The sequence below is a fragment of the Ruegeria meonggei genome (genome assembly GCF_900172215.1).
Taxonomy (GTDB): domain Bacteria; phylum Pseudomonadota; class Alphaproteobacteria; order Rhodobacterales; family Rhodobacteraceae; genus Ruegeria; species Ruegeria meonggei.
On record NZ_FWFP01000013.1, the window covers coordinates 113802 to 138320 of the forward strand.

Here is a 24519-nt window from a genome sequence, read left to right on the forward strand (position 1 = left end):
AGTCAGGCCCAACCGCGCGAAACTGCGACAAAAAACACAGGGAGTTGATCAAGCCGATGCCGACCTACGGCCCTTCGGGTGGAATACCCGCATGACTGCGTTGCTGTCCGTCAGGGACCTCAGCATCGGATTTGGTGCGGGTGAGTCCGTTGTCCAAGGCGTGAATTTTGATGTTGAGGCCGGGCAGACGCTGGCTTTGGTCGGCGAATCCGGGTCGGGTAAAACCATTTCGTGCCGCGCCGCTTTGCGCATCCTGCCGCGCACCGCGCAGATTCGCAGCGGCTCTATTACCTTGAATGATTCCAAAGGCGTGGACGAGCTGATCTCGATCAGCGAACGCCAGATGCGGGACATCCGCGGCAATCGGGTTTCGATGATCTTTCAGGAACCGATGCGGTCGCTATCGCCTCTGCACAAGATCGGCAATCAGGTCAGCGAAGTTCTGTGGCTGCATCGCGGCGCGTCCGAAGCGCAGGCCCGCAAAGAAGTGCTGGTGCAGTTTGAGCGTGTGGGGTTTCCCGATCCCCAGCGCGCCTATGATTCTTATCCGTTCGAGCTGTCTGGTGGCATGCGCCAGCGCGCCATGATCGCGATGGCGATGGTGGCCAAGCCGGAATTGCTGATTGCGGACGAGCCGACAACCGCACTGGACGTTACGACACAGGCGCAGGTTCTGGGGCTGATCAAAGAGCTTCAGCGCGAAACCGGCATGGCGCTGATCCTTGTGACCCATGATCTGGGCGTAGTGGCCAATATGGCCGAACAGGTGGTCGTCATGCACAAGGGCCGCGTGATGGAGGCCGGAGCTGCCGCGCCAATCCTCACCGCACCGGCCCATCCCTATACCAAACAGCTGTTCGACGCCGCCCCCGCGATCCCTGACGAAGATTCCGTTGGGCTGCCTATGCCGGGCAAGGACCTGATCCTTCAGATGAAGGACGTGTCAAAGACATACACTATGCGGTCCAGCAAGGGCTGGCAGGGCGAGCGGTTGATACATGCTTGCCGCGGTGTTGATCTAAAGCTTGCACGGGGCAAGACACTTGCAGTTGTCGGCGAAAGCGGATCGGGCAAAACGACGGCAGCCCGCATTGCGCTTGGGGCGGAACGCCCCAACCCCGGCGGTGAGGTGCTGTTCCGAACATCGCCCACCGAAGACCCAATTCCAGTCCATGACATGACCCGCGCCCAGCGCACCGCCTTTCAACGCAAGGCGCAAATGGTGTTTCAGGATCCCTACAGTTCCCTCAGCCCGCGGATGCGCGTTCAGGACGCCATGACCGAGCCTTTGGAGATCCACAAAGTTGGCACGACATCCGAGCAGCGGGACAAGGCGGCCGAGATGCTGGAGCGGGTCGGTCTGAATTCCGACATGCTAAAACGCTACCCTCACGCGTTTTCCGGTGGTCAGCGCCAGCGCCTGTCCATTGCCCGCGCGATGATGCTGGACCCACAGCTTATCGTCTGTGACGAGCCGACCTCGGCTCTCGACGTGTCTGTGCAAGAGCAGATTCTGACACTGCTCGAGAACTTGCAGGACAGCCTGAACCTGTCCTATTTCTTTATCTCTCACGATCTGGCTGTTGTGGCGCGTATCGCCGACGAAGTCGCTGTCATGCGCCGAGGGCTAGTCGTTGAACAGGCCCCGCCCGAGACCCTTTTTTACAATCCCCGCCACCCTTACACCAAGGCTCTGATAGCCGCTCAACCGGAACCCGACATCAACCGCCCCATCGACCTAAAACTGGTTGCTTTGGGTGCTGGTTCACCAGACAGTTGGGATGACGCCTTCCGATTTACCGACTCCGTGATACCTTCTTTGGTAGAGATGGAGCCCGGCCATAAGGTACGATGCCATGTTTAAGACCACTCGCCCCCTGCTTCTGGCCGCTACGCTGGCTGTCAGTTGGATGCTGCCCGCCACGGCAGACACACCCGCCCTTCAGGAAGGTGAATTCTGGAAATCCGAGGTGACAGCGGGGCATCTGCCCCCGGTGCAGGAACGCCTGCCGGTCGAGCCATTGGTTGTGGATCTTGGTGCCAAAGGGCGCGCGTTCGGAACGCCGGGCGGAACATTGCGCACCATGGTTACGCGGTCCAAGGATATCCGCCAGATGGTTGTCTACGGCTATGCGCGGTTGGTGGGATTTAATGAAAAATACGAAATCGTACCTGATCTGCTGCAGTCGTTCGAGAATGAAGACAATCGCAAGTTCACCCTGCACTTGCGGGATGGGCATAAGTGGTCGGATGGCTCTCCGTTCACATCCGAGGATTTTCGCTACTGGTGGGATGACGTTGCCAATAACGACCTTCTCAGCCCCTCAGGCCCGCCGGATTTCCTGATCGTCGACGGCAAGACACCGACAGTTACTTTCCCAGACGAGGTCACGGTTGTCTATGAATGGGAAGATCCAAACCCGGACTTTCTACAATCGCTGGCACAGGCCAGACCGCCCTTTATTTATCGACCATCCGCGTTTTTGAAACAGTATCACGAGCAATATGCCGATGCGGAAGAACTGGCGTTTCAGGTCGACGATGCCCGCGTCAAAAGCTGGGCGGCGCTGCATAACAAACTGGATAACCTGTATAAGTTCGACAACCACGAATTGCCTACTTTGCAGCCCTGGTTAAATGCCAGTTCCGGCAAGAAGATCAGGCATAACTTCGTGCGCAACCCCTATTATCACCGCATCGACAGCAATGGTGTGCAGCTGCCCTATATTGATGTGGTCGAGATGGAGATCGTGGCCCCTGGCCTTGTTGCCGCAAAGACAAACGCAGGTGAAAGCGATCTGCAGGGTCGTGGATTGGCCTTCCGCGACGCTTCGATCCTGAAAAAAGGTGAGGCAGGCGGAGACTACAAAACGTTGTTGTGGAATACCGGGGTGGCCTCGCAAATTGCGATCTATCCCAACCTGAACTTTGCCGATGAGGGCTGGCGCGACGTTCTGCGCGACGTCCGCGTACGCCGTGCTTTGTCGCTGGCAATTGATCGCAAGACCATCAATCAGGCGCTGTATTTCAAACTCGCCAAACCGGGTGCGATGTCGGTGCTGCCGGCCTCGCCCTTTTACGATGAGGAAAACGCGCAATCCTGGGCCCAGTATGACACCGACATGGCCAATACCCTGCTGGATGAGGCTGGCCTGACCGAACGTGACAAGAACGGCGTTCGCCTTTTGCCTGACGGCCGCCCGATGGAGCTGGTCATCGAAACCGCAGGCGAGCGGCAAGAGGTTGAAAACGCCCTCCAGATCGTGACCGATACATGGCGTGACATTGGTGTGGATCTTGTGATGCGCCCGCTGGACCGAGACATCCTGCGCAACCGGGTTTTCGCGGGCAGCACCATGGCCTCGGTCTGGTTCGGCTGGGATGATGGTATCCCGCAGGTCCACACATCCCCGGCCTATCTGGCACCAACCGATCAGGTGTTTCTGGCCTGGCCTAAATGGGGCCAGTATTACCAGACCGGAGGCGAAGTTGGCGAAGCCCCGGACATGCCCGAGGCGGAACGCCTGATGCAACTGGCCCATGACTGGGAAGTTGCCAACACCGATGAAGAGCGCGAGGCAGTCTGGACCGAAATGCTCAATATCCACGCAGATCAATTGTATGCCATTGGCATCCTGAACGGCGCGCCACAGCCGATTGTTGTATCGAACCGTTTGCGCAACGTCCCCGAACAGGCCATGTGGGCCTGGGAACCCGGCGCGCATTTCGGCATTCACCGTCCGGACGAATTTTTCTTCGCCGACTGACAGGAGCAGCTAAATGGTCATGCTGCGCTATGCGGTGTATCGCTTTTTCACGATGCTGCTGACACTGTTGGTGGTGTCGGTTCTGGTTTTCGTGATCATCAACCTGCCGCCCGGCGACTATCTGAGCAATCAGATCGCCGAGTTGCAGGCCTCGGGCCAATCCGCCGGTGTGGCCAAGGCCGAGTTCCTGCGCGCGGAATATGCGTTGGATCGCCCAATGTGGGAGCAATATCTGATCTGGATTGGTTTTTGGCCCGGCCCGCATGGGTTCGAAGGCCTGTTGCAGGGCAATTACGGATGGTCCTTTGAGTTTGACCGTCCGGTGGCCGAAATTGTCGGCGACACTCTTTGGCTGACCGTTGTGGTCAACCTTGCGGCCATCCTGTTTGTCTATGCTGTGGCCCTGCCTCTGGGTGTGCTCGCCGCTGCGAAATCGCGGACGTGGATCGACTATACGTCGGCCTTTGTGGGCTATCTGGGCCTGGCCACGCCGAACTTTCTGCTGGCGCTGATCCTATTTTACTACGGCCACCGCTATTTCAACCTGCCCATTGGCGGCCTGATGGATCCTTCGTTCGAAGGGTTGCCGATGAGCTGGGAGAAACTGAAATCCATCCTCATCCACCTGATTGTTCCAACCTTCGTGATCGGAACTTCGGGCGCGTCGGCAATGATGCAGCGACTGCGAGCGAACATGCTGGACGAACTTGGCAAACCCTACGTGGAAACTGCCATCGCAAAAGGCATGGCCCCCTCTCGGATGCTTACAAAATATCCGCTGCGCGTGGCGTTCAACCCCTTTGTCGCTGATATCGGTAACCTGCTGCCGTCGATGATCTCAGGCTCGGTTTTGGTTTCGGTTGTTCTGGGCCTGCAAACCATTGGCCCCACCTTGCTGACGGCGTTGAAAACGCAGGATCAGTTTCTGTCAGCCTTCATTTTGATGTTCGTGGCCCTGCTAACTCTGATCGGCACCATGATCTCTGACATTCTGCTGGTCATGCTTGATCCGCGTATCCGGTATGAGGGGCGCGAAACATGACCAAACTACCCGATGGTCGCTATGTCGACGATGCCCCCTTCGACCCCGAGGCCTCTCTTCAACAGCTTGAGCGCGCCGATCTGGACGCGCCGAACTGGATCTTGGTGTGGCGCAAGTTTAGAACCCATAAGCTTGGGCTGATCTCGGGCATTTTCCTGCTGCTGTGTTACGTGATGCTGCCCTTTGCCGGGTTCATCGCGCCCTATGGACCAAATGAACGAAACGGAGAGCATCTGTACGCGCCCCCACAAAGCGTCAACTGGTTCTACGAGGGCGAGTTTATCGGCCCCTATGTCTTTCCCATTGTGGCCGAGGCCGATCTTGAAACCTTTCAGTGGACGTTTGTGCCCGCCACGGATGACCCGCGTTCCGTCCGGTTTTTCTGCGAAGGGTCAGAATACAAACTGGCCGGTCTGATCAAAACCGACACGCATCTGTTCTGCGCCCCCGAAGGGGCGACCCTGTTCCTGTGGGGGTCCGACCGCCTGGGCCGCGACGTGTTCAGCCGCATCCTCTATGGCGCACAATTATCGCTGACGGTGGGTTTGATTGGCATTTCCGTCTCATTCACACTTGGCATCTTATTCGGCTCGATCGCCGGGTATTTCGGCGGCAAGATCGACTGGGTGATCAACCGCGTGATTGAAATTCTGCGCTCTCTGCCTGAACTACCGCTCTGGCTGGCGCTGTCTGCGGCCGTGCCGTCGAACTGGAGTCCCGTTGCGGTGTTCTTCATCATCTCAATCATCCTCGGGATACTGGATTGGCCCGGGCTGGCCCGATCCGTGCGCGCCAAATTCCTGTCCCTCCGCGAAGAAGAATATGTTCGCGCGGCTGAGATGATGGGCGCAAGTTCGGGCCGGGTGATCCGAAAACACCTGCTGCCCAATTTCATGTCGCACCTGATTGCCTCGGCCACCCTGTCGATCCCGGCTATGATCCTCGGGGAAACCGCGCTCAGCTTCCTTGGCCTTGGCCTGCGGGCCCCTGCGGTCAGCTGGGGGGTGATGCTGAACGACGCCCAAAACCTGGCTTCGATCGAGATCTACCCGTGGACGGCCATCCCGATGCTGCCGATCATCGTCATCGTGCTTGCCTTCAACTTTCTCGGCGACGGGTTGCGCGACAGTCTGGACCCGTATCAGCAATGACCCTGATCTCTGCCCTTCCTGCGTCGGACAGTTTCGAAACGACCGGAAAAGGAGCACGGCCCAGCGTTTTTGCAGTATCCGAGCTGGCCACGGCCAGTTTTGCCGCCGTGGGTCAGGAGCTGGTGCGGCTCGTGGCGGCGCTGAACCTTGCGCCCCAGCCGCCCGGGTTTTCGGTTGATCACCGGCTTGCCTCTCTCTGGTATGGGTATTCCTTCCAGCCCGAGGGCTGGGACATGCCCAACCTCTGGGACGCCATCGCCGGGGATTATCAGGCTGCAGACGGCTGGATCAGGTTGCACACCAACCTGCCCCATCACAGAGCAGCGGCACTGAAGGTTCTGAAGACCGCACCGGATCGGGACGCCGTTGCGCAAGCGCTGAGGGGGTGGACCGTCGCGGGTCTGGAAACCGACATTGTTGCCGCAGGCGGGGTTGCGGCAGCGATGCGCAGCCGGTCGGACTGGCTCGAGCATCCGCAGGGCCGTGCGGTGTCGCGCGATCCGTTGATCGGTTGGCACAGCCCACGCCGTATCACGCTGCGCGACAGGTCTGAGGCCACAATCGCGCGGCCATTGACCGGTTTGCGGGTTCTGGACCTCACTCGCGTTCTGGCGGGTCCGGTATCAACCCGCACGCTTGCGGGGTTCGGGGCCGAGGTGCTGCGTATAGACCCGCCCGGCTGGGACGAACCCGGCGTAATCCCCGATATTTCTTTGGGTAAGCGCTGCGCGTATCTTGACCTGAAAACACCAACCGGGCTGGAGAAACTGCATACGTTGCTGTCCCAGGCTGATGTCTTTGTGCACGGGTACCGGCCCGGCGCGCTGGATGCCCTTGGGCTGGGCAAAATCAAACGCGATGAAATTGCCCCCAACAGGGTCGAGGTTACCTTGAACGCCTATGGCTGGCAGGGGCCCTGGTCCAACAGGCGTGGTTTTGACAGCCTTGTTCAGATGAGCGCCGGGATCGCGGATGCGGGCCGTGCCTGGGCAAAAACTGACCGGCCCACGCCATTGCCGGTTCAAGCGCTGGACCACGCAACCGGGTATCTGATGGCTGCCGCCGTTTTGTCGGCGATGGCCGAGGCCGCCTCTGGGAACGCGATCATGCATGCCCAGCTGTCGCTGGCCCGTACGGCCGAGCTGTTGGCCGCGCTGCGCAAGGCGGATGCGGACGAAGATATCACCGACGCAAAACCCGAAGATTATGCCCAGAAACAAGAAGCTTCTGATTGGGGTCTGGGTCAGCGCCTGAAACCTGCGCTCTCGGTGGGGGCTGCCCGAATGTCCTGGCTCCTGCCCGCATCGAAACTGGGAACGTCTCAACCGAACTGGCAGTCGCAAAAAGTCTGAGCAGACCGCCGCGCGGTACGCGCGGCCCGGCCCAACGCATTGGATTTCGTCTCGTCAGAGACGCAGCCCAATGGGGCGGGAGAGGCCCTTAGCGGTCATCCCCTCCGGGGCCGATATCGTCCAGATAATCCTCGTCAATTGCAGCCTGAACGGCACCGGTTACTGCCTCACGCTCTTTGGGAGTCAGGTTCTCAGTTTCTTTACCATCGGCCAGACGCACGGTGACCTCGCGATGGGCAAACTTGATGCCTTCGCGCGCGAACAATTCCCGGATATCCTGATAGACCTTCTTACGCACCAGCCACTGATCACCCGGTTTGGTCATGAACTTGACCCGGATGATCATCGCCGAATCCTGCATCTCGATCACGCCCTGCGATTTCAGCGGTTGAATGAAGTTTTCCCCGATCACCGGATCGCTCAGCATTTCCTGGCCCAGCTTCTTGATCAGCTTCCGCACCTTTTCAACATCCGTGTCGTAGGTCACCCGCAGTGGTAACTTCATAATCACCCAGTCACGGGAATAGTTGGTCAGAACCTTGATCTCACCAAATGGAATCGTGTTCAGCGCGCCCAGATGGTGGCGCAGCTGGAAGGACCGAACCGAAATCTTTTCAACCGTCCCCTTCACATCACCGATGTCGATATATTCGCCTTTTCGGAACGCATCATCCAGCAGAAAGAAGGCGCCGGAAAAGATATCCCGCACCAGTGTCTGCGACCCGAACCCAACGGCCAGACCAACCACACCGGCACCCGCAAATAGCGGGCTGACATTGATGCCCAACTCCATCAGCGTGATCAGAACAATGGTGACGACAACCACCGCCAGTATTGCGCCCCGGAACAACGGCAACAGCGTCGCCAACCGGCTTTGCCCGCCTTCGCCCCCTTCGTCGCCCAGTTCGACCTCTTCCCCGCCCATGTCGGTTTCCTCGGCGATTTTCGAGTCGATCCAGATGCGGAAGAAATGGAATAGAATGTAGCCCATGAACAAGATGACCATCACATCAAGCGCACGCTCAATCGGCAGGTCCTCGCTCCAGCTTGCGTCGGGGTTCCAGATGACGACCAGCGCGTAAAGACCAACAACAAAAGCCAGAATACCAGCCACGCGGCGCGCCAGGTCCTCATAAGTCAGGATCGTATGTTTACGCTTCTCGGCTTCGGCGGTTTCGTGGCGCATCGCGGCGTCTTCATCCACGTCAACCTCAGTCTCGGGGCTCACAACCGCCAGCTTGCGGTTGCGGTCAAAATACCGCTCTAGCAAATAGTTCATCGCGCCGTAGGCCACGACCACCGACATGAATATTCCATAGGTGCTGGCCACAATCGGAACCGAGTTTTCGTTTTCGAGCACCAGATCAACCGCCAGTTTGAACCAGCTGAACACGATGTAAAGCACCACAACCGGTGCCCAGGCGTAGGAAATGGAACGGGCGATCCATGACACCTGACCCGGTGCCCGTCCGCCACGCAGCGCGTTCGAAATGGCGCGGGCATTGAACAGGATCATCAGCACGTTACCCAGCGCACCAAACATGGTCAGGCCGCCATAGACCATGGCGTAAACGTTGTAGTTCAGACCAAAATCCGCCACCCAGGTCGCAAACAACACCACCGAGATGTCATAGGTCGCAAGGGCTGAGGCCCAGAAGTACAGCCGTTTGGCATCTCGGTCGGAAAACGGCGGTATACGATACTGGCTCAGGTAAGGCGACAGCACCATGCGCCACAGATCGGACACTGTGCGGGACAGGAAGAAGGCCGTGAATATGGCTGTGAGCGTGAATTGGACCGAGATGTCTTCGGCCTCGCCAAAGATCAGATACCCCACGATCAGGGCCATGATCATCGCAAAAATCGTGCCCCCGATCCCCATGACAAACCGAAAGACCAAAAACGGCATCTTTTCCCGATATCCCTGCGGATTGTCTTTGGACCGGGCTACAACCAGCCTTCTTGCCAGGCGCTTGCCGTAAATCTCGGTCGACAGCCAACGCCCCAGCAGCAGGAACACGATGTTCCAGGCCAGAACCTCGACATAGGTCTGGATTCGACCATCCGGGCTGGTTTGGCGCAGGACGTATTGCACCTCAAAAATTGAATAAGGTAGCGCCTCGAGCCTGGATTCCATGGAATGCCGAAATTTCGAGAACCGCTCCTGCGCCTTCATAAGTTGCGATCCACCCGCCATCGGATCGTGCGGCTCTGCAGCATTTGCCGTGCTGCCTTGCTGTGCCCCGGATGACACAATCTGGCCGGTGCTATCGATGACAATCACGCTGGCGCCAGAGTCGGTTGCGGCCTTGATCGCGGCGGCCAGATCACCGTCTTCGCTTGTGCCCGTTGTGGATTCAGAACCCGAACTATAGCCGGGGATCAAAGACGTCTGCGCCGCGGCGCCTGTGGCAAAGGCCGCTGCAAATGCCCAGATTATCAGAGAAAGTCCGGCAAACAGTTTGAGTTTCATCGCGTTTTCTGTCCAATTCGCATGTTGCGCCACAGGTTACATAAGCACCTGCCCGGGTACAAATATTCAGCATCGGGCTTCTCAATATCGTGTCAGGTCGTGTTCCCGGTGCAATGTTTGCACCAAGATGGCTTGCAACCCTGCAAAAACCGCATATGACAAACCCGGCGAGATAAACAAGGATGGTTGCAAGTGCGGCACGCGCTGTATGCGCACTGGGCCACGTACAAGCCGGGGCGCAAGATGTTGCCAATTCGCAATGTTTTTTGAATTTGCGCGATGTAAGCAATCCCTTTGGCAAGCGCCGACAAAGAATATACGATAACGGGTGTAAACGCGCGGATTTACACCGAGAAACACGACAGGCGAAGGCATGAGCCTAGGACAACAAAACGACACATACGGCCGGGCGCCGCGCATCCTGTTCTATAGTCACGATACGTTCGGATTGGGTCATTTGCGGCGTTCACGCACGCTGGCCGGCGCGATTACGCAAGCCAACCCAGAGGCCTCGGCCTTGATTCTGACCGGATCACCGGTGGCCGGGCGTTTCACCTTTCCACGCCGCGTCGACCATGTACGACTGCCGGGTGTAACCAAACGTGCCGATGGATCTTATGCCGCGCGCACGATCGGGATGGGTATCGAAGAAGTGACTGAGCTGCGCTCTGGCCTGATTCAGACCGCTGTTCAGCAGTTTGATCCGGATGTGCTGATCGTCGACAAAGAGCCCACCGGTTTTCGCGGCGAGCTGCTGCCCACTTTGGAAAGCCTTTTGCGCTCCAGGCGCACCAAACTGGTATTGGGCTTGCGCGATGTGCTGGACGAACCCGAAGTTCTTGCCGCCGAGTGGGAACGTAAAGAAGCCGTCGCTGCAACCGAGAAATTCTATAATGAAATCTGGGTTTATGGCATGCGCTCGATCTATGACCCGACCGAAGGATTGCCACTGAGCCCGGCGGCACAGTCACGTATTCACTGGACCGGCTATCTGCGCCGCGATCTCGGCCCGGTGGGTGAGCCGCCGGAACAGCCCTATATCCTGATCACCCCTGGCGGAGGTGGCGATGGCAGGGCGATGGTGGACCTCGTGCTGGCCGCCTATGAACAAGACCCCGACCTGTCACCACGCGCTGTGCTGGTTTACGGCCCGTTCCTGTCGGGTGAGCTGCGCGAGGATTTTGAGGCGCGCGTTGCTGCGCTGAACGGGCGCGTGACAGCGGTGGGGTTCGAATCTCAGATCGAAACGCTGTTTGCCGGGGCCGCTGGCGTGGTTTGCATGGGGGGCTACAATACGTTTTGCGAGGTTCTGTCTTTTGACAAGCGCGCCGTCATCGTCCCACGCACAACGCCGCGCCTGGAGCAATGGATACGTGCTTCGCGCGCCGAGGGACTGGGGCTGGTGCGGATGTTGGACGAATTCCGCGACGGGCTGACAACGGCCGCGATGATTAAGGCCATCCGCAATTTGCCGACCCAGGCCTTGCCGTCCGAGGCCATGCGGGATGGGCTGTTGGACGGGTTGGATTATGTGACTGACCGTGTGGATGCCCTGTTGCGCCGGGAACAGGAACGGGCCACCGGATGAGCTCAACCCAGCCGAAATTGGCGGTGTTGGTCAAAGGATGGCCGCGCCTGTCCGAGACGTTCATCGCTCAGGAACTGGTCGCCTTGCAGGATGCTGGCCACAGCTTTGACATCTGGTCCCTGCGCCATCCGACGGACGTTAAACGTCACCCGTTGCACGATCGGTTCAGCGGTCAGGTGCATTACCTGCCCGAATACCTGTACCAGGAACCACAGCGCGTCTGGGCTGCCCGCGACGCCGCGCAGCGCCTGCCTGGCTATGCCCAGGCCTATAAGGTCTGGCGCGCCGACCTGCGCCGCGATCCCACCCATAACCGTATTCGCCGGTTCGGGCAGGCCTGCGTGCTGGCCGCCGAACTGCCCGATGCAACGCAGGTGATGTACGCGCATTTCATGCACACCCCGTCCTCAGTCGCGCGGTATGCCGCCATCATGCGCGGCCTGCCCTGGAGCTTTTCCGCCCACGCCAAAGACATCTGGACCTCTCCCGATTGGGAAAAAACCGAAAAGCTGCAGGCCAAAACCCATGGCGCAGCATTTGGCGCGACCTGTACGGCCATTGGCGCAGATCACCTGCGCAGTCTGGCCGACGATCCGGCACGGGTCGATCTGATCTATCACGGGCTGGACCTGAACCGTTTTCCAGCGCCTCCTGAACGAAATGTCCGCGAAGCGGATGGATCGTTTCACATGCTGTCCGTTGGGCGGCTGGTCGAGAAAAAGGGGTTTGACCGCTTGATCGACGCGTTTGGCTTGCTGCCAAAGGCACTCGATTGGCACTGGACCCATATTGGCGGTGGAGGTCTTGGTGAGGCGCTGCGCAACCGGGCCGCAGCAGCTGGCGTGTCGCAAAGGATCACCTGGGCAGGGGCCTGTGACCAGCCCGAGGTCATCGCGGCCATGCGCGCGGCCGATCTGTTTGTACTGCCCAGCCGCATCGCCGCGGATGGTGACCGCGACGGGTTGCCAAATGTGCTGATGGAGGCCGCATCTCAGCTTTTGCCAATTCTGTCCACTCCGGTCTCAGCCATTCCCGAATTCATTGAAACCGGGACCCACGGTTTGCTGTCCGGCGACGACCCCGCCGCGCTGGCTTCTGCTATCACCCAATTGGCGGCCCAGCCCGACAAGTCAGCAGCCATGGCCACCAATGCCTATGACCGCCTGCTCGCCGAGTTCCGCATGGATCCCGGCATTGCCCTTTTGTCCAAACGGCTTAGCGCGTTGGGCGCGAGCAAAGACTGATGGCCCGGGTCGCCTTTTACACCCCGATGAAATCTCCGGACAGTCCGGTGCCATCCGGGGATCGTGAAATGGCGCGCAACCTGATGCGGGCAATTGCGGCGCCAGGGGACAGCGTTGATCTGGTATCCCGGCTGCGCGTCTACGACAAACATGGTGACACACAGATACAGGCAGAACTGCGCCATGAGGCCGAAGCCGAGGTCCAACGGCTGATCGCTGAATTGCCCGCGGACACGGCGCTTTGGGTGACCTATCACAACTATTACAAAGCGCCAGATCTGCTGGGCCCGGCTGTGTGCAAGGCGCGGGACATCCTATATGTGCAACTGGAAAGCACCCGTGCGACCAGCCGCTTGAACGGCCCCTGGGCCGGGTTTGCCGAGTCCGCGCATGGCGCGTGTGACGCCGCTCGTGTGATCTTCTACCACACTGCAAATGACCTGATCACGCTGCAGCGGGATTGGATCGCCGGTCAAAGCCTGGTGGAACTGCCACCGTTTTTACCAAGCGCGGACCTGCCGCCCGCGTCCTCTTGCGATGGGCCGATGCTGGCGGTCGGCATGATGCGCCACGGGGACAAGCTGGCCTCGTATGACATCCTTGCGCAGACACTGGCGCAATTGGGGGATGATTGGGCCTTGAACATCGTAGGGGATGGCCCGGCCCGCGCAGAGGTCCAAGCACTCATGGCCCCGTTTGGCGACAAGGTCTGCTTTCTCGGCCAACTCGACCACGACACTGTACAGGCGCTGTACCAGACAGCCGCGTTGTTGGTCTGGCCCGGCGTGAACGAGGCATATGGCATGATCTATCTTGAGGCGCAGGCCAATGGTCTTCCGGTTGTCGCGCAGGACAGGCCCGGCGTCAGGGATGTGCTTGCCCAATCTGACTATCCGTCAATCGATGCAGGCCCCGAGGCGCTTGCCGCCAGACTACACAGCTTGCTGAACGACCGACCGTTGCGGCAGTCACTGGGTGCCAAGGCCCGCGACCGGATTGCCACGCGCCACCTTATGCCTGCGGCAACCGACCGGTTTTGGAAGGCGGTTCGACCACTGGTCAGGGGGCAAACATGACCAAACTGGCCCTACTTCGCCATGGTCACACGCACTGGAACCGCGCGGGGCGCATTCAGGGGCGCAGCGACATTCCGCTGGATGACGATGCCCGGCCCGAGCTGGCAGCTGCGCGGCTGCCGGAACCCTGGGACCGCGCAGCCTTGTGGTCCAGCCCACTACTGCGGGCAAGTGAGACTGCTCGGCTGGTTTCCGGACATGATCCTCTGACCTCGGACGCATTGACAGAGATGAACTGGGGCGATTGGGAAGGTTTGTGCGGCGTGGACCTGATTGCCGACCCAAACAGCGGATACCGCCACATCGAAGACTGGAGTTGGGATTTTCGCCCGCCAAACGGGGAAAGCCCGGCCGAGGTCTGGACCCGATTGGAACCCTGGCTGAACGGTCTGAGTTCGGACAGCGTCGCCGTGTGTCACATTGGCATCATGCGGGTCATTCTGGCCCGGGCCTGGGGATGGGAATTTGCTGGTCCCGCCCCCTTTCAAATCAAGCGCAACCGCTTGTATATCGTGGATATGACAACACTGACTGCCCTGCCCGACCCTGTGCGTCTGATCCGGCCGGAGACGACCCAATGAAAGTGATGATCGTTGTTACCCATTTGCTGGGGACAGGGCACCTGAGCCGCGCCTTGACGCTGGGCCGGGCATTTGTGGAAGACGGGCACGAGACTTTTGTGGCAACCGGCGGGATGCCTGCGCCGCAACTGGACAGCGCCGGTATGACCCTGTTGGGTTTGCCGCCGCTGCGATCGGATGGCACTGATTTCACACGGTTGCTGACCCAGAGCGGCAAAGTCGCTGAAGAAGCCTATCACGCAGCCCGCGCAACTGCGCTGGTTAAGGCGGTCCAAAGTTTTGCACCGGATGTGCTGATCACGGAACTTTTCCCATTTGGCCGTCGATCCCTGGCCGCCGAGTTCCTTGCCGGTCTACAGGCGGCCCGCGACTTGCCAAGAAAACCGATCATCCTGGGCTCGATCCGCGATATTCTGGCCCCGCCGTCCAAACCGTCCAAGGCAGACCGCACTGAAGACATCGTTTGTGAATATTATGACGGTGTTCTCGTCCACTCCGACCAGATCGTCATTCCGCTTGCGGTCAGCTGGCCAGTCACAGATCGCCTAAACGACCGTCTGTACTATACCGGTTTTGTCGCTCCGAAGGCTCCGGCGCCACACCCCGTGGGCGTAGGCAAAGACGAGGTTTTGGTCAGCGCAGGCGGGGGATCGGTGGGCCAACCGATCTTTCGTGCGGCCATCGAGGCCGCCCGCCAGATGCCCAACAGGCGCTGGCGCCTGTTGGTGGGCGGACAGGATGCACCGGCGCGTATTGATCAGCTAAGACAATTGGCAGGAGATATTTCGGTGATTATCGAGCCAGTGCGCCCTGATTTTCGCCAGATGCTGCCCCTGGCCGCAGCGTCGGTCAGCATGTGCGGCTACAACACTGCGCTGGATATTCTACAATCCGGCACCCCTGCTGTATTTGTTCCCTTCGATGACGGAAAAGAGGTTGAGCAAAGCCTGCGGGGTCAAACCTTGTCCGAAATGCCCGCGACAAGTGTTTTGCCAAGCAAAAAACTGGATGGTGAGACGCTGGCCCGAGCCGTGGCTAAGGTTGTTACGTCAAACCCCCGACCGATATCCGATCGAGGCTTTGACGGGGCCACCAAATCGGTCGAAATTGCCAAACAGTTGAAGGCGCGGGCATGACCTCCGATTGGTGCCCTTTGGAGGCCGAACTCGCCCTATGGCAAGCCCAAGAGCTGACGTTGCCACTGTGGTGGCGCGACGACGACGCGATTGCAGCGACATCTCAGCTTGAGGAACTGACCAAGCTGTCGGAATCCCTTGCCCTGCCGGTGCATCTGGCCATCATTCCTCGGGACGCAGATGAAGAATTGGCAGAGCATGTCGCGCGCCACCTCACGCTGATCCCTGTTGTGCATGGCTGGGCACATCACAACAACGCGCCCCAAAATGAAAAGAAATCTGAATTCCGACTGCACCGGCCGATGGACAAGATCACCGACGATGCGCTTGCAGGATTGCAACGCATGCAGACAGTGTTTGGGGACAGGCTGAACCCGATGTTCGTGCCGCCCTGGAACCGTGTCGCGCCCGAAGTGGTTCAGGAACTGCCGGGCCTGGGCTATCGCTTTGTCTCGACCGCGACGCCACGCAAGACGGCCACACCCGCGCCGGGGCTTGAGCAGATCAACACTCATCTGGACCCGATTGACTGGCGCGGAACCAGGGGGCTGGCCGATCCAAACATGCTGATCGACAAGACAGCTCAAATGCTGCGCGACCGGCGCGAGGGGCGAGCCGATAACACAGAGCCGTTTGGCATCTTGACCCACCATCTGGTCCATGATCAAGACATCTGGACCTTTACCCAAGACCTGCTGGGCAGACTGTTGGCCGGGCCAAGTTATGTCTGGACCGCGCCGTCATCCAAACAGACCGGAGACCCCGAATGAGCCGACTGGATTCCATGCTGCGCCGCCTGACGGCCCAACGCGACGGGCTGAACTGGGCGGTGGCCCAGATATCGGATCTGGCTGGCGATGTTCTGGATATGGGGCTGGGCAATGGCCGCACCTACGATCACCTGCGAGAAATTCTGCCGAACCGGCGTATCTGGGTGATGGACCGAGTGTTGCAATGCCATCCCTCCAGCACCCCTCCGGCCGAGGACTTCTTGCAGGGTGAGGCAGAGCCCATGCTTGAAAAGCTGGCTGCTGGCAACCACAGGATCGCGTTGGCACATTATGATTTCGGGCGCGGTATCAAGGCCGACGACGTGGCCGAGGCGGCACGTCTCAGCCCGCTGATCGCGCAAGTGATGATGCCAGGCGGGTGGCTGATCTCGGGCCAACCTTTGGTGGGCTTTGAACAGTTCAGCGGCCCGGACACAATCGCGCCCGACCGCTATCTGTTCTACAGGGCCTGATCAGGCGTTTCTTCCGCGCATGACTATGCGACCCGCCGCCCGCGCGACCATACGCCATTCAAAGCAGGTGCGCCTTCGCGCAGTCTGAACCGGATCACATCAGCACGGGCGCCGGCCCGCAACTCGCCCCGGTCGTCCAGCCCGACAACCTGCGCGGGGGTCTGCGTTACGGTCTTCAGACCGCGCGCCATGTCGCCCCAGATCTCACCCAGCCGGGCCGCGGAAAGCAGCAAGGCGGCTGGAACGTAATCCGAAGACAAGATATCGAGATGCCCCATCTCGGCCAGCTCATGCGCTGCAACATTGCCGGAATGCGATCCGCCCCGGATCACGTTCGGTGCCCCCATCATCACCTTGATGCCTTGCACGTGACAGGCACGGGCGGCCTCAACCGTGGTGGGGAATTCAGCCAGTCGAATACCGTGACCGGCCGAGGTGCGAACTTGCTCCTCTGTGGTATCGTCATGGCTGGCCAGCATGGCACCGAAACGATTGGCAGCCTTGACCGTCTCAGCCTCATGCCTGTCGCCATTTCGGTCCCGCATCGCCTTGAGGTCAGCAACATGCTGCAGGAACCCATCACCCTCAAGCCCCAGCTTGCCTTTCAAGTAAGCTTCAAGCTTTGTGATATCGCGGAACTGCCGCTGACCCGGCGTGTGATCCATTAATGAGACCAGGCCTACGCGGTCTTCGGGGCCAAACTCGTTGAGTTCTTCAACCAGAGTTTCCGAGCAAACCTCAGCCCGCAAATGCAGGAAGTGACTGATCTTGAGCGCATCCTGTTCCCGCAATTGCCACAGCTCGCGCGACAGGCCGCGCGCGTATTTCACATAACGCTGCCCCGAAGGGATTGAGCCCACGCGCATCGCATCAAACACGGTGGTGATCCCGGTGCTGGCCAGCTCGGCATCATGGGCCAGAATCGCCGCCGCGTGGGGCCAGTCGACCTTGGGGCGCGGCTGGATGTGGCGTTCCAGATTGTCGGTGTGCAGCTCGACCAGCCCGGGGCAGACATAGTCACCACCACAGTCCATCGCCCCGGCGGGCACGGCTGCCCCAGTGGCGATTTCTGTAATCGTCTCACCCTCAATCCGCACGCTGCCGGTTACGGTCTCATCCGGAAGAACAAGCGTGGCATTGGCAAGGATCATATCTTCTGTCATCTGAACTTCACACGGTTTGAGCTATTGGAAAGGCCACGCATAGGAGGCCAATGTGACATTCACGCGATACGCGATTTATTTTGCGCCACCGGCCGGGGCCGCGTGGACACATTTTGCGACCAACTGGCTGGGCTGGGATATGGAAACCGGGCAAGAGGTTGCCCATCCTTTGATTGACGGCGTGGACGTTAAGGCCGTGACCCAGGTACCACGCAAATACGGGCTGCATGCCACCATGAAGCCGCCGTTTCGCCTGCACGAAGGTCAGTCGCTTGACGCGCTGTCCAAAGCCTGCGAACGGCTGGCACAGTCGCGCCCTCGGGTGACTTTGGACGGGTTGAAGATCGCCAGGTTGGGTCGGTTTCTGGCCCTGCGCCCTTTGGGCGATGAAACCGCGCTGAGCGCGCTGGCGGCGGCTTGTGTCCGCGATCTGGACGATTTCCGCACCCCCGCGCCTGTGACCGAACTGGAACGCCGCCGTGCCGCCGGATTGACAGCGGAACAGGACGCCAATCTTGTTCAATGGGGCTATCCTTACGTCATGGGATCTTTCCGATTTCACATCACGCTGAGCGGCAAACTGGACGAGGCAACACTGGCAACGGTCGACGCCACGCTGCAATCGCGGTTGATGCCGTTGCTGCCGCACCCGTTTCAGATCAATGATCTGGCATTGGTGGGCGAGGCCGAGGATGGGCGGTTTCACCTGATCCAACGCTACGCCCTTTCCGGTTGAAGTCGGGCAAGGATAGCGACAATCGTCGGCTCTAACGGTCCGGAATTGTCGATCTCGATCACCTTCGCCAATCCGTCCGGCAACGGAGTTTGCGCCCGCGCCAGCCGCCGCGCCTGTTCGGTTTTGCCTTCCCGTCCGCGGGTAGACAGGCGCTGTGCCAGAACTTCTGGGTCAGCGGTCAGAGAGATTACGATCAGGTCGCCAAATACATCCTGCGCCTGCACCAATACGGATCGCGACAAGTTCACAAGCACCGCATCCGCGTGGCACCGCAGGTCTTCTACCTCTTTGGGCACGCCGTAAAGCAGGCCATGCGCGGCCCAATGCAATGCAAACGCTCCGTCTTTCGTCCGTTTCTGAAAGGTCTCGACGCGGACACGATCAAAATCCTCTCCATCCTCACCCTCGGGGCGGGTGATCACGCGGCGCACCCGCTGAATTCCTGGCGCCCGGGCCGCTAGCGCCTCCATCACACTGTCCTTGCCAACGCCCGAGGGGCCAACGACCGCTATGACTGGCGCGCGGCTCATGCGGCCATACCGGGAGTAAAGCCCGATACGTCAATCTCGCGGTCGCACACCTGATTTCGCGCCTCGACATCATGAAAAATGCCGATGATGGCCGCGCCACGGGCCTTGGCCTCTTCGATCAGGGACAAGACCGTCTCGCGGTTCTTCTGGTCCAAGCTGGCGGTCGGTTCATCCAGCAACATGGCCGGGTACCCATAAGCAAATCCGCGTGCAATATTAACGCGTTGCTGCTCACCGCCCGAAAACGTCGTCGGGCTTAGATCCCACAAGCGCTCGGGGATGTTCAATCGCGTCAGCAATTCGGTGGCCTTGTCCAGGGCGTCTTTCCGGTCACATCCAACGGCCAACAGCGGCTCGGCCACCACGTCCAATGTTGGTACGCGCGGTACCACACGCAGGAACTGGCTGACATATCCCAGCGTTTCCCGCCGCAGCGCCAGTATCTGGCGGGGTTCAGCACGGGCCACATCCAGATCACCAACCCATACTTGCCCTGACGCCGCCAGGTAATTCCCATAGATGACGCGCATCAGTGTTGATTTTCCTGCGCCTGAGGCACCGGTCAGGGCGACGCATTCCCCGGGCGCAACTTTTAACGACGCTGCCGCCATCACCGGAATAACAGCGCTTCCCTGATTGTGCAGAGTAAAGCTCTTGCTGACGTTTTTGAGTTCAATCATGACCTTCACCCTCAGACCTGTAACACGCTTGAAACCAACAACTGGGTATAGGCGTGTTGTGGATCGTCCAGCACTTGATCGGTCAGCCCGGCCTCGACCACGCACCCGTCTTTCATGACCATCAGCCGGTCCGCCAGCAGGCGCACCACAGCCAGATCGTGGGTGACGATGATGGCACTCAGCCCCATCTCACGCACCAACCCGCGCAGCAGGTCCAACAGCCGCGCCTGAACCGAAACATCAAGCCCGCCGGTCGGTTCATCCATGAACACCAGCCGAGGGCCGGTTACCAGATTGCGCGCGATCTGCAGGCGCTGCTGCATCCCGCCGGAAAACGCCGTCGGGCGGTCATCCACCCGGGTCTCGCTGATCTCGACCCGGCCCAGCCAATCGATCGCCTTGTCACGGATCGCGCCATAGTGGCGATCTCCGACGGCCATGAGGCGTTCACCGATGTTACCGCCGGCACTGACAGACATGCGCAACCCGTCGCGGGCGTGTTGATGCACAAAGGCCCAGTCCGTTCGACCCAGCATCCGCCGCTCGGGTTCGGACATTGTCAAAGTATCCACCGGCCCGTCTGTCCGTGTATCAAAGATCACACGGCCGCCATCGGGTTCCAGATGCCCTGCCAGACAATTCAGCAACGTCGACTTGCCCGAGCCGCTTTCACCTACTATCCCCATCACCTCGCCGGGGTAGAGATCAAAGCTGACATCGGTGCAACCGATGCGCGCGCCGTAGGTTTTTTGGATGTCCTGAACACTCAGCAAAGGGGTCATATCGCTCACCTCGGATCGTAGGCAAATTCGATCCGGTTGCCGCCAGGCTCCTGGATCATAAAATGGATCTTCGGACCCTGGCCAGACGGTTCTGGCGAAAACTCGACAGTCACACCGGGCCAGTCTTTCACCGCATCAAAGACAGCCTTCAGGGCCTCTTCATCCGGCACTTTGAACGCCGCATGATGCAGGCCGACATGGGCATGCCGGTCAAAACCGCGCTGATGTTCCCCGTTTTGCTGCCACAGGGTCAAAACTGCCGCGCCATTGCTGACGAAGGCTGATGGGTATTCGGGTTTACCCCCGACCACGTCCCAGCCCAGCGCATCGACAAAGAACGCCTTGGATGCGTCCAGGTCGGCGACCGTCAGGCCCAGATGATCAATTCCCAAGACATAGTCGCGCATCATGCTGCGTCCTCCTCGGCCAACCGGCCCAAATGGCCTGCCGCGCGGCGCGACCGGCAGTAATCGGTGTCCGAACAGACAAACATCCGGTTGCCCGCGTCATCCATGATTACCTCATCCAGATAGCTGTCCTCGGCCCCGCACAGATCACAGGGGTGATCGGCTTTGGTCGCCTCGAACGGGTAGTCTTCGAAATCGAGGCTCACCACTTGTGTATGCGGCGGTACCGCGTAAATCCGCTGCTCGCGCCCTGCGCCAAACAGCTGGATCGCGTCCATCTCAAGCTTGGGATTATCAAATTTCGGGATCGGAGACGGATCCATCACATAGCGCCCCGACACTTTGACCGGATAGGCATAGGCAGTCGAGATCGCCCCGTGTTGGCTGATATCCTCGTAAAGTTTCACATGCATCAACCCGTATTCCTCAAGGCTGTGCATCTTGCGCGTTTCGGTCTCGCGCGGCTCAAGAAACCGCAACGGTTCCGGGATCGGCACCTGATAGACGATGATCTGGTCTTCGCGCAGTTTTACCTCTGGGATGCGGTGGCGGGTTTGAATGACCGTTGCTTTTTCGGTTTCCTCAGTGGTCTCGACCCCTGCTGTGTTCTCAAAGAACTTGCGGATCGACACGGCGTTGGTGGTGTCATCCGCGCCCTGATCGATCACCTTGAAGGTGTCGTCCGGCGTCAGCGTCGCGGCCGACACTTGCACACCGCCGGTACCCCACCCATAAGGCATGGGCATTTCACGGCTCGCGAAGGGCACCTGATATCCGGGCACAGCCAGACCTTTCAGGATAGCCCGGCGGATCATGCGCTTGGTCTGCTCGTCCAAATATGCGAAGTTATACTCATTCATTTGATGTATCACTTTGGTTTTTGGTGTTGTTGTGGACGTATTCTTGATTTGCTTGTTCTTTTTTATCGTTATGCTTTATCTGTTTTGGCAGCGCGTCCATTCCCGTCGACGGCGCAAGTCGATACAGCGCGACCCGACCGCTCGCTGGAACGCCATCGATACGTCGACCCATGGCGCGCGCGCCCGCAAAACCCCGATCGACGGGGGGCACCAGCAGAAATTCGCCTATGAAAACAGAAGCCTCCGCTAGAGGCACAGCCAGCCCCTTCTGGATGACCCGGAAGACTCTGTGCATGGGTAGTTTGTTGCGACTTGCAGTTTTGCACCCGCTCAAGATATATCTCTTTACGATGTTTCGAACAGAGAACCGAATATGCCGGACATAACTTTCACTGAAATCTCTCTGATCTTTGGCACGCTGGCTTTCGTTGTTTTTGTTTGGAGATTGCCTTCTCGAAAGGGTCGGCCTCAGCAGAACCGAAATTCCCACGACAATTCGGGAGGCGGATGGATTTCGGGTGGTGATGATTTCGGTGGCGGGGATTGTGGTGGCGGGGCAGACTGAACTCATTCGGCCGCCTCCTTTGGTGTGATCCGTTCCTCAGCCTCGCGACGCAATTTGCGGACCAGTTCCAGCTCGGACTGGAAGTCAACGTAATGCGGAAGTTTGATATGTTCCAGGAACCCAGTCGCCTGGATGTTATCCGCATGGCTTAAAACGAATTCTTCGTCCTGTGCCGGTGCGCCCAGATTGTCTTCGCCCAGCTCCTCCCACCGCAAGGCCCGGTCTACCAGTGCCATCGCGATGGATTTGCGTTCTGATTGGCCAAAGACCAAGCCATAGCCACGCGTGAATTGTGGCGGTTCGGTTTTGGAACCCTTAAACTGGTTCACCGTCTCGCATTCGGTCAGCTCAACTTCGCCGATCTCGATGGCGAAGCCCAGTTCGGGAATGTCCATCTCAACCGCGACCTTGCCGATCCGCAACTCTCCAACAAAGGCGTGGTTGCGGGCATAGCCACGTTGGGTCGAATAAGCCATACCCAGCACAAATCCCTCATCCCCGCGCGTCAGGGACTGCAGGCGCAGGGGACGGCCCGCGGGAAACTCCATTGGCTCGCGGGTCAGATCACCGGGAATGTCATCGCAAGGCGGCTCATCCTGAATGATACCCTCGCCCTGTAAGAATTCGGTAATATGCGGCGTTACCTCTTCGCGCGGATGCGCTTTGGGCGCGGCGGGCAGTTCGCCCTCAGCCGCCAGTTTGAAGTCTAGCAATCGGTGGGTGTAGTCGAATGTCGGGCCCAGAACCTGCCCTCCTGGCGCATCCTTGAACGTGGCCGAGATTCGCCGATCACACGTCATCTCACTTGTCTTCACCGGGTTGGAAGACCCGAACCGGGGCAGCGTCGTGCGATAGGCACGGATCAGAAAGATCGCCTCGATCAGGTCTCCACGCGCCTGCTTGATCGCCAGAGCGGCCAGGTCGGGATCGAACAAAGACCCCTCGGCCATAACCCGATTCACCGCAAGGCTTAGCTGTTCGCGGATCTGAGCGATGCTAAGCTCTGCCACATCTGTCGATCCCCGCCGCTCTTCGGCCAGCCAGGCATGAGCGTTGTCGATGGCCTTTTCGCCCCCTTTGACGGCAACATACATCGCTTAACCCTCCGCCTTGATCTGCGTGCTGCGCGGCAGGGCCGCAACCCGGTCACCACAGGTGAAAAAGAAGTCACAGCCCAGCGGATAAAGCGCCGCATTGGCCTGAAGCACTGGAACGTCGGGCAAGGACAGATAAGAGGTTTCTCGTATCCCAGGCCCTGTCAGTGCAGCACCCTTTTGATGCAAGTCGTCACATTCAACGATCAAAGTGGTGGACCGATCGGGGTATTCCGCTGTTCCGATCCGGTACTTGCCCACTGGCCCCAGCGCTCGCCATGTCCCGACTGCAAAATCCGCGCTTGCTGCATCTGTGATCGGCGCGCCGGTGTGAAAGGTAAGCCATTGGCGAACGGCGTCCGTGTCAGCCGCCCCTGCCAAATGCACCTTGGTGTCCGGATCGCACAACGTCAGCAACAACGTCCCCGAAGCCACGGACAAGGGTACGGGCGGCTGCCCGCCCGAGATCGCACGGATCTGACCCGGGCGCGCCATCACCGTCATGGCAGCCCGAAATGCGTGTGCCGCGTCAATTGGAGCGTCGCGAAATCCACCGGAGAATTGAGTTTGCTGGGTCATCAGTCCTCTCCCCGTACCATCGTGAAAAACTCGACCTTGGTCGCGGCGGCTTTGGCGGCGCGCGACGTCTTGGCGTCCTGCATTTGCTGGCGAAGCGGGCCGATCACCCGGGCGCGCAAATCATCGGCGGCAGTGGTCTGCATCAAGGCATCAATCAGCGCAGCCGTCTGCGCTTTGGGTTTTGAGCGTCCCTGCACATAGCCATGCCCCACTGCTCCGTCGCCCAGGACTAAGGAACAACGCGTGACTGTCATTTCACCTAGGTTAAACGGAGCCCCTGTGGCGCCGGTCCGTCCACGGACCATGACGCCGCCCACTTCGGGACTGCGCAGCCATTCAAAAGCTGGCTGTGCCTCATAAGCGCCCCACAGCTCCATCAACATTTGCTCGGGTGCGCGGGCCAGCAGACCCATCCATTCCTGACGCGCTGCATGCGCGATTTCTGTGTGTTCTGACATCAAAGCCTCTTG

General features: G+C 59.5%; 24 protein-coding genes. 13 read left to right on the forward strand and 11 right to left on the reverse strand.

The window, feature by feature from the left end:
* Positions 1-91: 91 nt before the first annotated feature.
* The 5 genes from RUM8411_RS19050 to RUM8411_RS19070 are packed head-to-tail and all read left to right on the forward strand — an operon-like array spanning position 92 to position 7312.
* A complete protein-coding gene (locus RUM8411_RS19050) occupies positions 92-1864 on the forward strand; it encodes an ABC transporter ATP-binding protein (RefSeq protein ID WP_085824307.1) in 1773 nt (590 codons plus the stop codon).
* Positions 1857-3767, forward strand: a complete 1911-nt coding sequence (locus RUM8411_RS19055; RefSeq protein ID WP_085824308.1) for an ABC transporter substrate-binding protein — start codon at positions 1857-1859, stop codon at positions 3765-3767. The genes RUM8411_RS19050 and RUM8411_RS19055 overlap by 8 nt, the downstream gene beginning before the upstream one ends.
* A gap of 13 nt (positions 3768-3780) precedes the next feature.
* A complete protein-coding gene (locus tag RUM8411_RS19060) occupies positions 3781-4809 on the forward strand; it encodes an ABC transporter permease (protein ID WP_085824309.1) in 1029 nt (342 codons plus the stop codon).
* The gene (locus RUM8411_RS19065) at positions 4806-5960 is read left to right on the forward strand and encodes an ABC transporter permease (RefSeq protein WP_085824310.1); all 1155 of its coding nucleotides are present in this window, start codon (positions 4806-4808) and stop codon (positions 5958-5960) included. Before RUM8411_RS19060 ends, RUM8411_RS19065 begins: the two co-directional genes overlap by 4 nt.
* Positions 5957-7312 (forward strand): CoA transferase, encoded by a 1356-nt coding sequence (locus RUM8411_RS19070; RefSeq protein WP_085824311.1) that lies wholly within the window; start codon positions 5957-5959, stop codon positions 7310-7312. The genes RUM8411_RS19065 and RUM8411_RS19070 overlap by 4 nt, the downstream gene beginning before the upstream one ends.
* A gap of 88 nt (positions 7313-7400) precedes the next feature.
* Here RUM8411_RS19070 and RUM8411_RS19075 read toward each other — a convergent pair whose 3' ends face one another.
* Positions 7401-9785, reverse strand: a complete 2385-nt coding sequence (locus RUM8411_RS19075) for a mechanosensitive ion channel family protein (RefSeq protein WP_085824312.1) — start codon at positions 9783-9785, stop codon at positions 7401-7403.
* A gap of 373 nt (positions 9786-10158) precedes the next feature.
* Here RUM8411_RS19075 and RUM8411_RS19080 point away from each other — a divergent pair, with 373 nt between their 5' ends.
* The 7 genes from RUM8411_RS19080 to RUM8411_RS19110 are packed head-to-tail and all read left to right on the forward strand — an operon-like array spanning position 10159 to position 16653.
* On the forward strand, positions 10159-11373 hold the full coding sequence (locus tag RUM8411_RS19080; RefSeq protein WP_085824313.1) for a glycosyltransferase family protein: 1215 nt from the start codon (positions 10159-10161) through the stop codon (positions 11371-11373).
* Positions 11370-12617: a glycosyltransferase family 4 protein gene (locus RUM8411_RS19085; RefSeq protein WP_085824314.1), complete on the forward strand. Its 1248-nt coding sequence runs from the start codon at positions 11370-11372 to the stop codon at positions 12615-12617. The genes RUM8411_RS19080 and RUM8411_RS19085 overlap by 4 nt, the downstream gene beginning before the upstream one ends.
* A complete protein-coding gene (locus tag RUM8411_RS19090; RefSeq protein WP_085824315.1) occupies positions 12617-13693 on the forward strand; it encodes a glycosyltransferase family 4 protein in 1077 nt (358 codons plus the stop codon). The genes RUM8411_RS19085 and RUM8411_RS19090 overlap by 1 nt, the downstream gene beginning before the upstream one ends.
* Positions 13690-14274, forward strand: a complete 585-nt coding sequence (locus tag RUM8411_RS19095) for a histidine phosphatase family protein (RefSeq protein WP_085824316.1) — start codon at positions 13690-13692, stop codon at positions 14272-14274. The genes RUM8411_RS19090 and RUM8411_RS19095 overlap by 4 nt, the downstream gene beginning before the upstream one ends.
* Positions 14271-15410, forward strand: coding sequence for a glycosyltransferase family protein (locus RUM8411_RS19100; RefSeq protein WP_085824317.1), 1140 nt, complete (start codon positions 14271-14273; stop codon positions 15408-15410). Before RUM8411_RS19095 ends, RUM8411_RS19100 begins: the two co-directional genes overlap by 4 nt.
* On the forward strand, positions 15407-16180 hold the full coding sequence (locus tag RUM8411_RS19105) for a polysaccharide deacetylase family protein (RefSeq protein WP_085824318.1): 774 nt from the start codon (positions 15407-15409) through the stop codon (positions 16178-16180). Before RUM8411_RS19100 ends, RUM8411_RS19105 begins: the two co-directional genes overlap by 4 nt.
* Positions 16177-16653, forward strand: a complete 477-nt coding sequence (locus RUM8411_RS19110; protein ID WP_085824319.1) for a class I SAM-dependent methyltransferase — start codon at positions 16177-16179, stop codon at positions 16651-16653. The genes RUM8411_RS19105 and RUM8411_RS19110 overlap by 4 nt, the downstream gene beginning before the upstream one ends.
* A gap of 23 nt (positions 16654-16676) precedes the next feature.
* Here the strand turns inward: RUM8411_RS19110 and RUM8411_RS19115 are convergent, their stop codons facing one another.
* Positions 16677-17816, reverse strand: coding sequence for an alpha-D-ribose 1-methylphosphonate 5-triphosphate diphosphatase (locus tag RUM8411_RS19115; protein WP_085824320.1), 1140 nt, complete (start codon positions 17814-17816; stop codon positions 16677-16679).
* Between the two features lie 52 nt (positions 17817-17868).
* On the opposite strand from RUM8411_RS19115, the gene RUM8411_RS19120 reads away from it, so the two are divergent.
* On the forward strand, positions 17869-18552 hold the full coding sequence (locus RUM8411_RS19120) for a DUF1045 domain-containing protein (RefSeq protein WP_085824321.1): 684 nt from the start codon (positions 17869-17871) through the stop codon (positions 18550-18552).
* On the opposite strand, the gene RUM8411_RS19125 is transcribed toward RUM8411_RS19120, so the two are convergent.
* The 9 genes from RUM8411_RS19125 to phnG are packed head-to-tail and all read right to left on the reverse strand — an operon-like array spanning position 18534 to position 24507.
* On the reverse strand, positions 18534-19082 hold the full coding sequence (locus RUM8411_RS19125; protein ID WP_085824322.1) for a ribose 1,5-bisphosphate phosphokinase PhnN: 549 nt from the start codon (positions 19080-19082) through the stop codon (positions 18534-18536). The two genes, RUM8411_RS19120 and RUM8411_RS19125, sit on opposite strands and share 19 nt — an antisense overlap.
* Positions 19079-19762 carry a phosphonate C-P lyase system protein PhnL gene (phnL, locus tag RUM8411_RS19130; protein WP_085824323.1) on the reverse strand — a complete coding sequence of 228 codons (684 nt, stop codon included), beginning with the start codon at positions 19760-19762 and terminating at the stop codon, positions 19079-19081. Before phnL ends, RUM8411_RS19125 begins: the two co-directional genes overlap by 4 nt.
* Before the next feature lie 11 nt (positions 19763-19773).
* A complete protein-coding gene (phnK, locus tag RUM8411_RS19135) occupies positions 19774-20544 on the reverse strand; it encodes a phosphonate C-P lyase system protein PhnK (RefSeq protein WP_085824324.1) in 771 nt (256 codons plus the stop codon).
* 5 nt (positions 20545-20549) lie between these two features.
* Complete coding sequence (locus RUM8411_RS19140; RefSeq protein ID WP_234995296.1) at positions 20550-20954, reverse strand: VOC family protein; 405 nt, start codon at positions 20952-20954, stop codon at positions 20550-20552.
* Entirely contained in the window at positions 20951-21811 is an 861-nt protein-coding gene (locus RUM8411_RS19145; protein WP_085824325.1) for an alpha-D-ribose 1-methylphosphonate 5-phosphate C-P-lyase PhnJ, read from the reverse strand. The genes RUM8411_RS19140 and RUM8411_RS19145 overlap by 4 nt, the downstream gene beginning before the upstream one ends.
* The gene (locus RUM8411_RS22585) at positions 21804-22382 is read right to left on the reverse strand and encodes a hypothetical protein (protein WP_143534939.1); all 579 of its coding nucleotides are present in this window, start codon (positions 22380-22382) and stop codon (positions 21804-21806) included. The genes RUM8411_RS19145 and RUM8411_RS22585 overlap by 8 nt, the downstream gene beginning before the upstream one ends.
* A complete protein-coding gene (locus RUM8411_RS19155) occupies positions 22379-23470 on the reverse strand; it encodes a carbon-phosphorus lyase complex subunit (RefSeq protein WP_085824327.1) in 1092 nt (363 codons plus the stop codon). Before RUM8411_RS19155 ends, RUM8411_RS22585 begins: the two co-directional genes overlap by 4 nt.
* 3 nt (positions 23471-23473) lie before the next feature.
* Entirely contained in the window at positions 23474-24049 is a 576-nt protein-coding gene (gene phnH, locus RUM8411_RS19160; RefSeq protein WP_085824328.1) for a phosphonate C-P lyase system protein PhnH, read from the reverse strand.
* Positions 24049-24507 (reverse strand): phosphonate C-P lyase system protein PhnG, encoded by a 459-nt coding sequence (phnG, locus tag RUM8411_RS19165; RefSeq protein WP_085824329.1) that lies wholly within the window; start codon positions 24505-24507, stop codon positions 24049-24051. Before phnG ends, phnH begins: the two co-directional genes overlap by 1 nt.
* Positions 24508-24519 lie beyond the last annotated feature (12 nt).

Excerpts from the sequence above, each read along its gene's own strand:
- phnH (WP_085824328.1), bottom strand. The coding sequence starts at position 24,049 with ATGACCCAGCAAACTCAATTCTCCGGTGGATTTCGCGACGCTCCAATT.
- RUM8411_RS19055 (WP_085824308.1), top strand. The coding sequence starts at position 1,857 with ATGTTTAAGACCACTCGCCCCCTGCTTCTGGCCGCTACGCTGGCTGTC.
- RUM8411_RS19125 (WP_085824322.1), bottom strand. The coding sequence starts at position 19,082 with ATGAGCCGCGCGCCAGTCATAGCGGTCGTTGGCCCCTCGGGCGTTGGC.
- RUM8411_RS19090 (WP_085824315.1), top strand. The coding sequence starts at position 12,617 with ATGGCCCGGGTCGCCTTTTACACCCCGATGAAATCTCCGGACAGTCCG.
- RUM8411_RS19095 (WP_085824316.1), top strand. The coding sequence starts at position 13,690 with ATGACCAAACTGGCCCTACTTCGCCATGGTCACACGCACTGGAACCGC.
- RUM8411_RS19085 (WP_085824314.1), top strand. The coding sequence starts at position 11,370 with ATGAGCTCAACCCAGCCGAAATTGGCGGTGTTGGTCAAAGGATGGCCG.
- RUM8411_RS19075 (WP_085824312.1), bottom strand. The coding sequence starts at position 9,785 with ATGAAACTCAAACTGTTTGCCGGACTTTCTCTGATAATCTGGGCATTT.
- RUM8411_RS22585 (WP_143534939.1), bottom strand. The coding sequence starts at position 22,382 with ATGAGTTCAGTCTGCCCCGCCACCACAATCCCCGCCACCGAAATCATC.
- RUM8411_RS19145 (WP_085824325.1), bottom strand. The coding sequence starts at position 21,811 with ATGAATGAGTATAACTTCGCATATTTGGACGAGCAGACCAAGCGCATG.
- RUM8411_RS19140 (WP_234995296.1), bottom strand. The coding sequence starts at position 20,954 with ATGATGCGCGACTATGTCTTGGGAATTGATCATCTGGGCCTGACGGTC.
- phnK (WP_085824324.1), bottom strand. The coding sequence starts at position 20,544 with ATGACCCCTTTGCTGAGTGTTCAGGACATCCAAAAAACCTACGGCGCG.
- RUM8411_RS19110 (WP_085824319.1), top strand. The coding sequence starts at position 16,177 with ATGAGCCGACTGGATTCCATGCTGCGCCGCCTGACGGCCCAACGCGAC.
- RUM8411_RS19060 (WP_085824309.1), top strand. The coding sequence starts at position 3,781 with ATGGTCATGCTGCGCTATGCGGTGTATCGCTTTTTCACGATGCTGCTG.
- phnL (WP_085824323.1), bottom strand. The coding sequence starts at position 19,762 with ATGATTGAACTCAAAAACGTCAGCAAGAGCTTTACTCTGCACAATCAG.
- phnG (WP_085824329.1), bottom strand. The coding sequence starts at position 24,507 with ATGTCAGAACACACAGAAATCGCGCATGCAGCGCGTCAGGAATGGATG.
- RUM8411_RS19100 (WP_085824317.1), top strand. The coding sequence starts at position 14,271 with ATGAAAGTGATGATCGTTGTTACCCATTTGCTGGGGACAGGGCACCTG.
- RUM8411_RS19080 (WP_085824313.1), top strand. The coding sequence starts at position 10,159 with ATGAGCCTAGGACAACAAAACGACACATACGGCCGGGCGCCGCGCATC.
- RUM8411_RS19155 (WP_085824327.1), bottom strand. The coding sequence starts at position 23,470 with ATGTATGTTGCCGTCAAAGGGGGCGAAAAGGCCATCGACAACGCTCAT.
- RUM8411_RS19070 (WP_085824311.1), top strand. The coding sequence starts at position 5,957 with ATGACCCTGATCTCTGCCCTTCCTGCGTCGGACAGTTTCGAAACGACC.
- RUM8411_RS19065 (WP_085824310.1), top strand. The coding sequence starts at position 4,806 with ATGACCAAACTACCCGATGGTCGCTATGTCGACGATGCCCCCTTCGAC.
- RUM8411_RS19050 (WP_085824307.1), top strand. The coding sequence starts at position 92 with ATGACTGCGTTGCTGTCCGTCAGGGACCTCAGCATCGGATTTGGTGCG.
- RUM8411_RS19105 (WP_085824318.1), top strand. The coding sequence starts at position 15,407 with ATGACCTCCGATTGGTGCCCTTTGGAGGCCGAACTCGCCCTATGGCAA.
- RUM8411_RS19115 (WP_085824320.1), bottom strand. The coding sequence starts at position 17,816 with ATGACAGAAGATATGATCCTTGCCAATGCCACGCTTGTTCTTCCGGAT.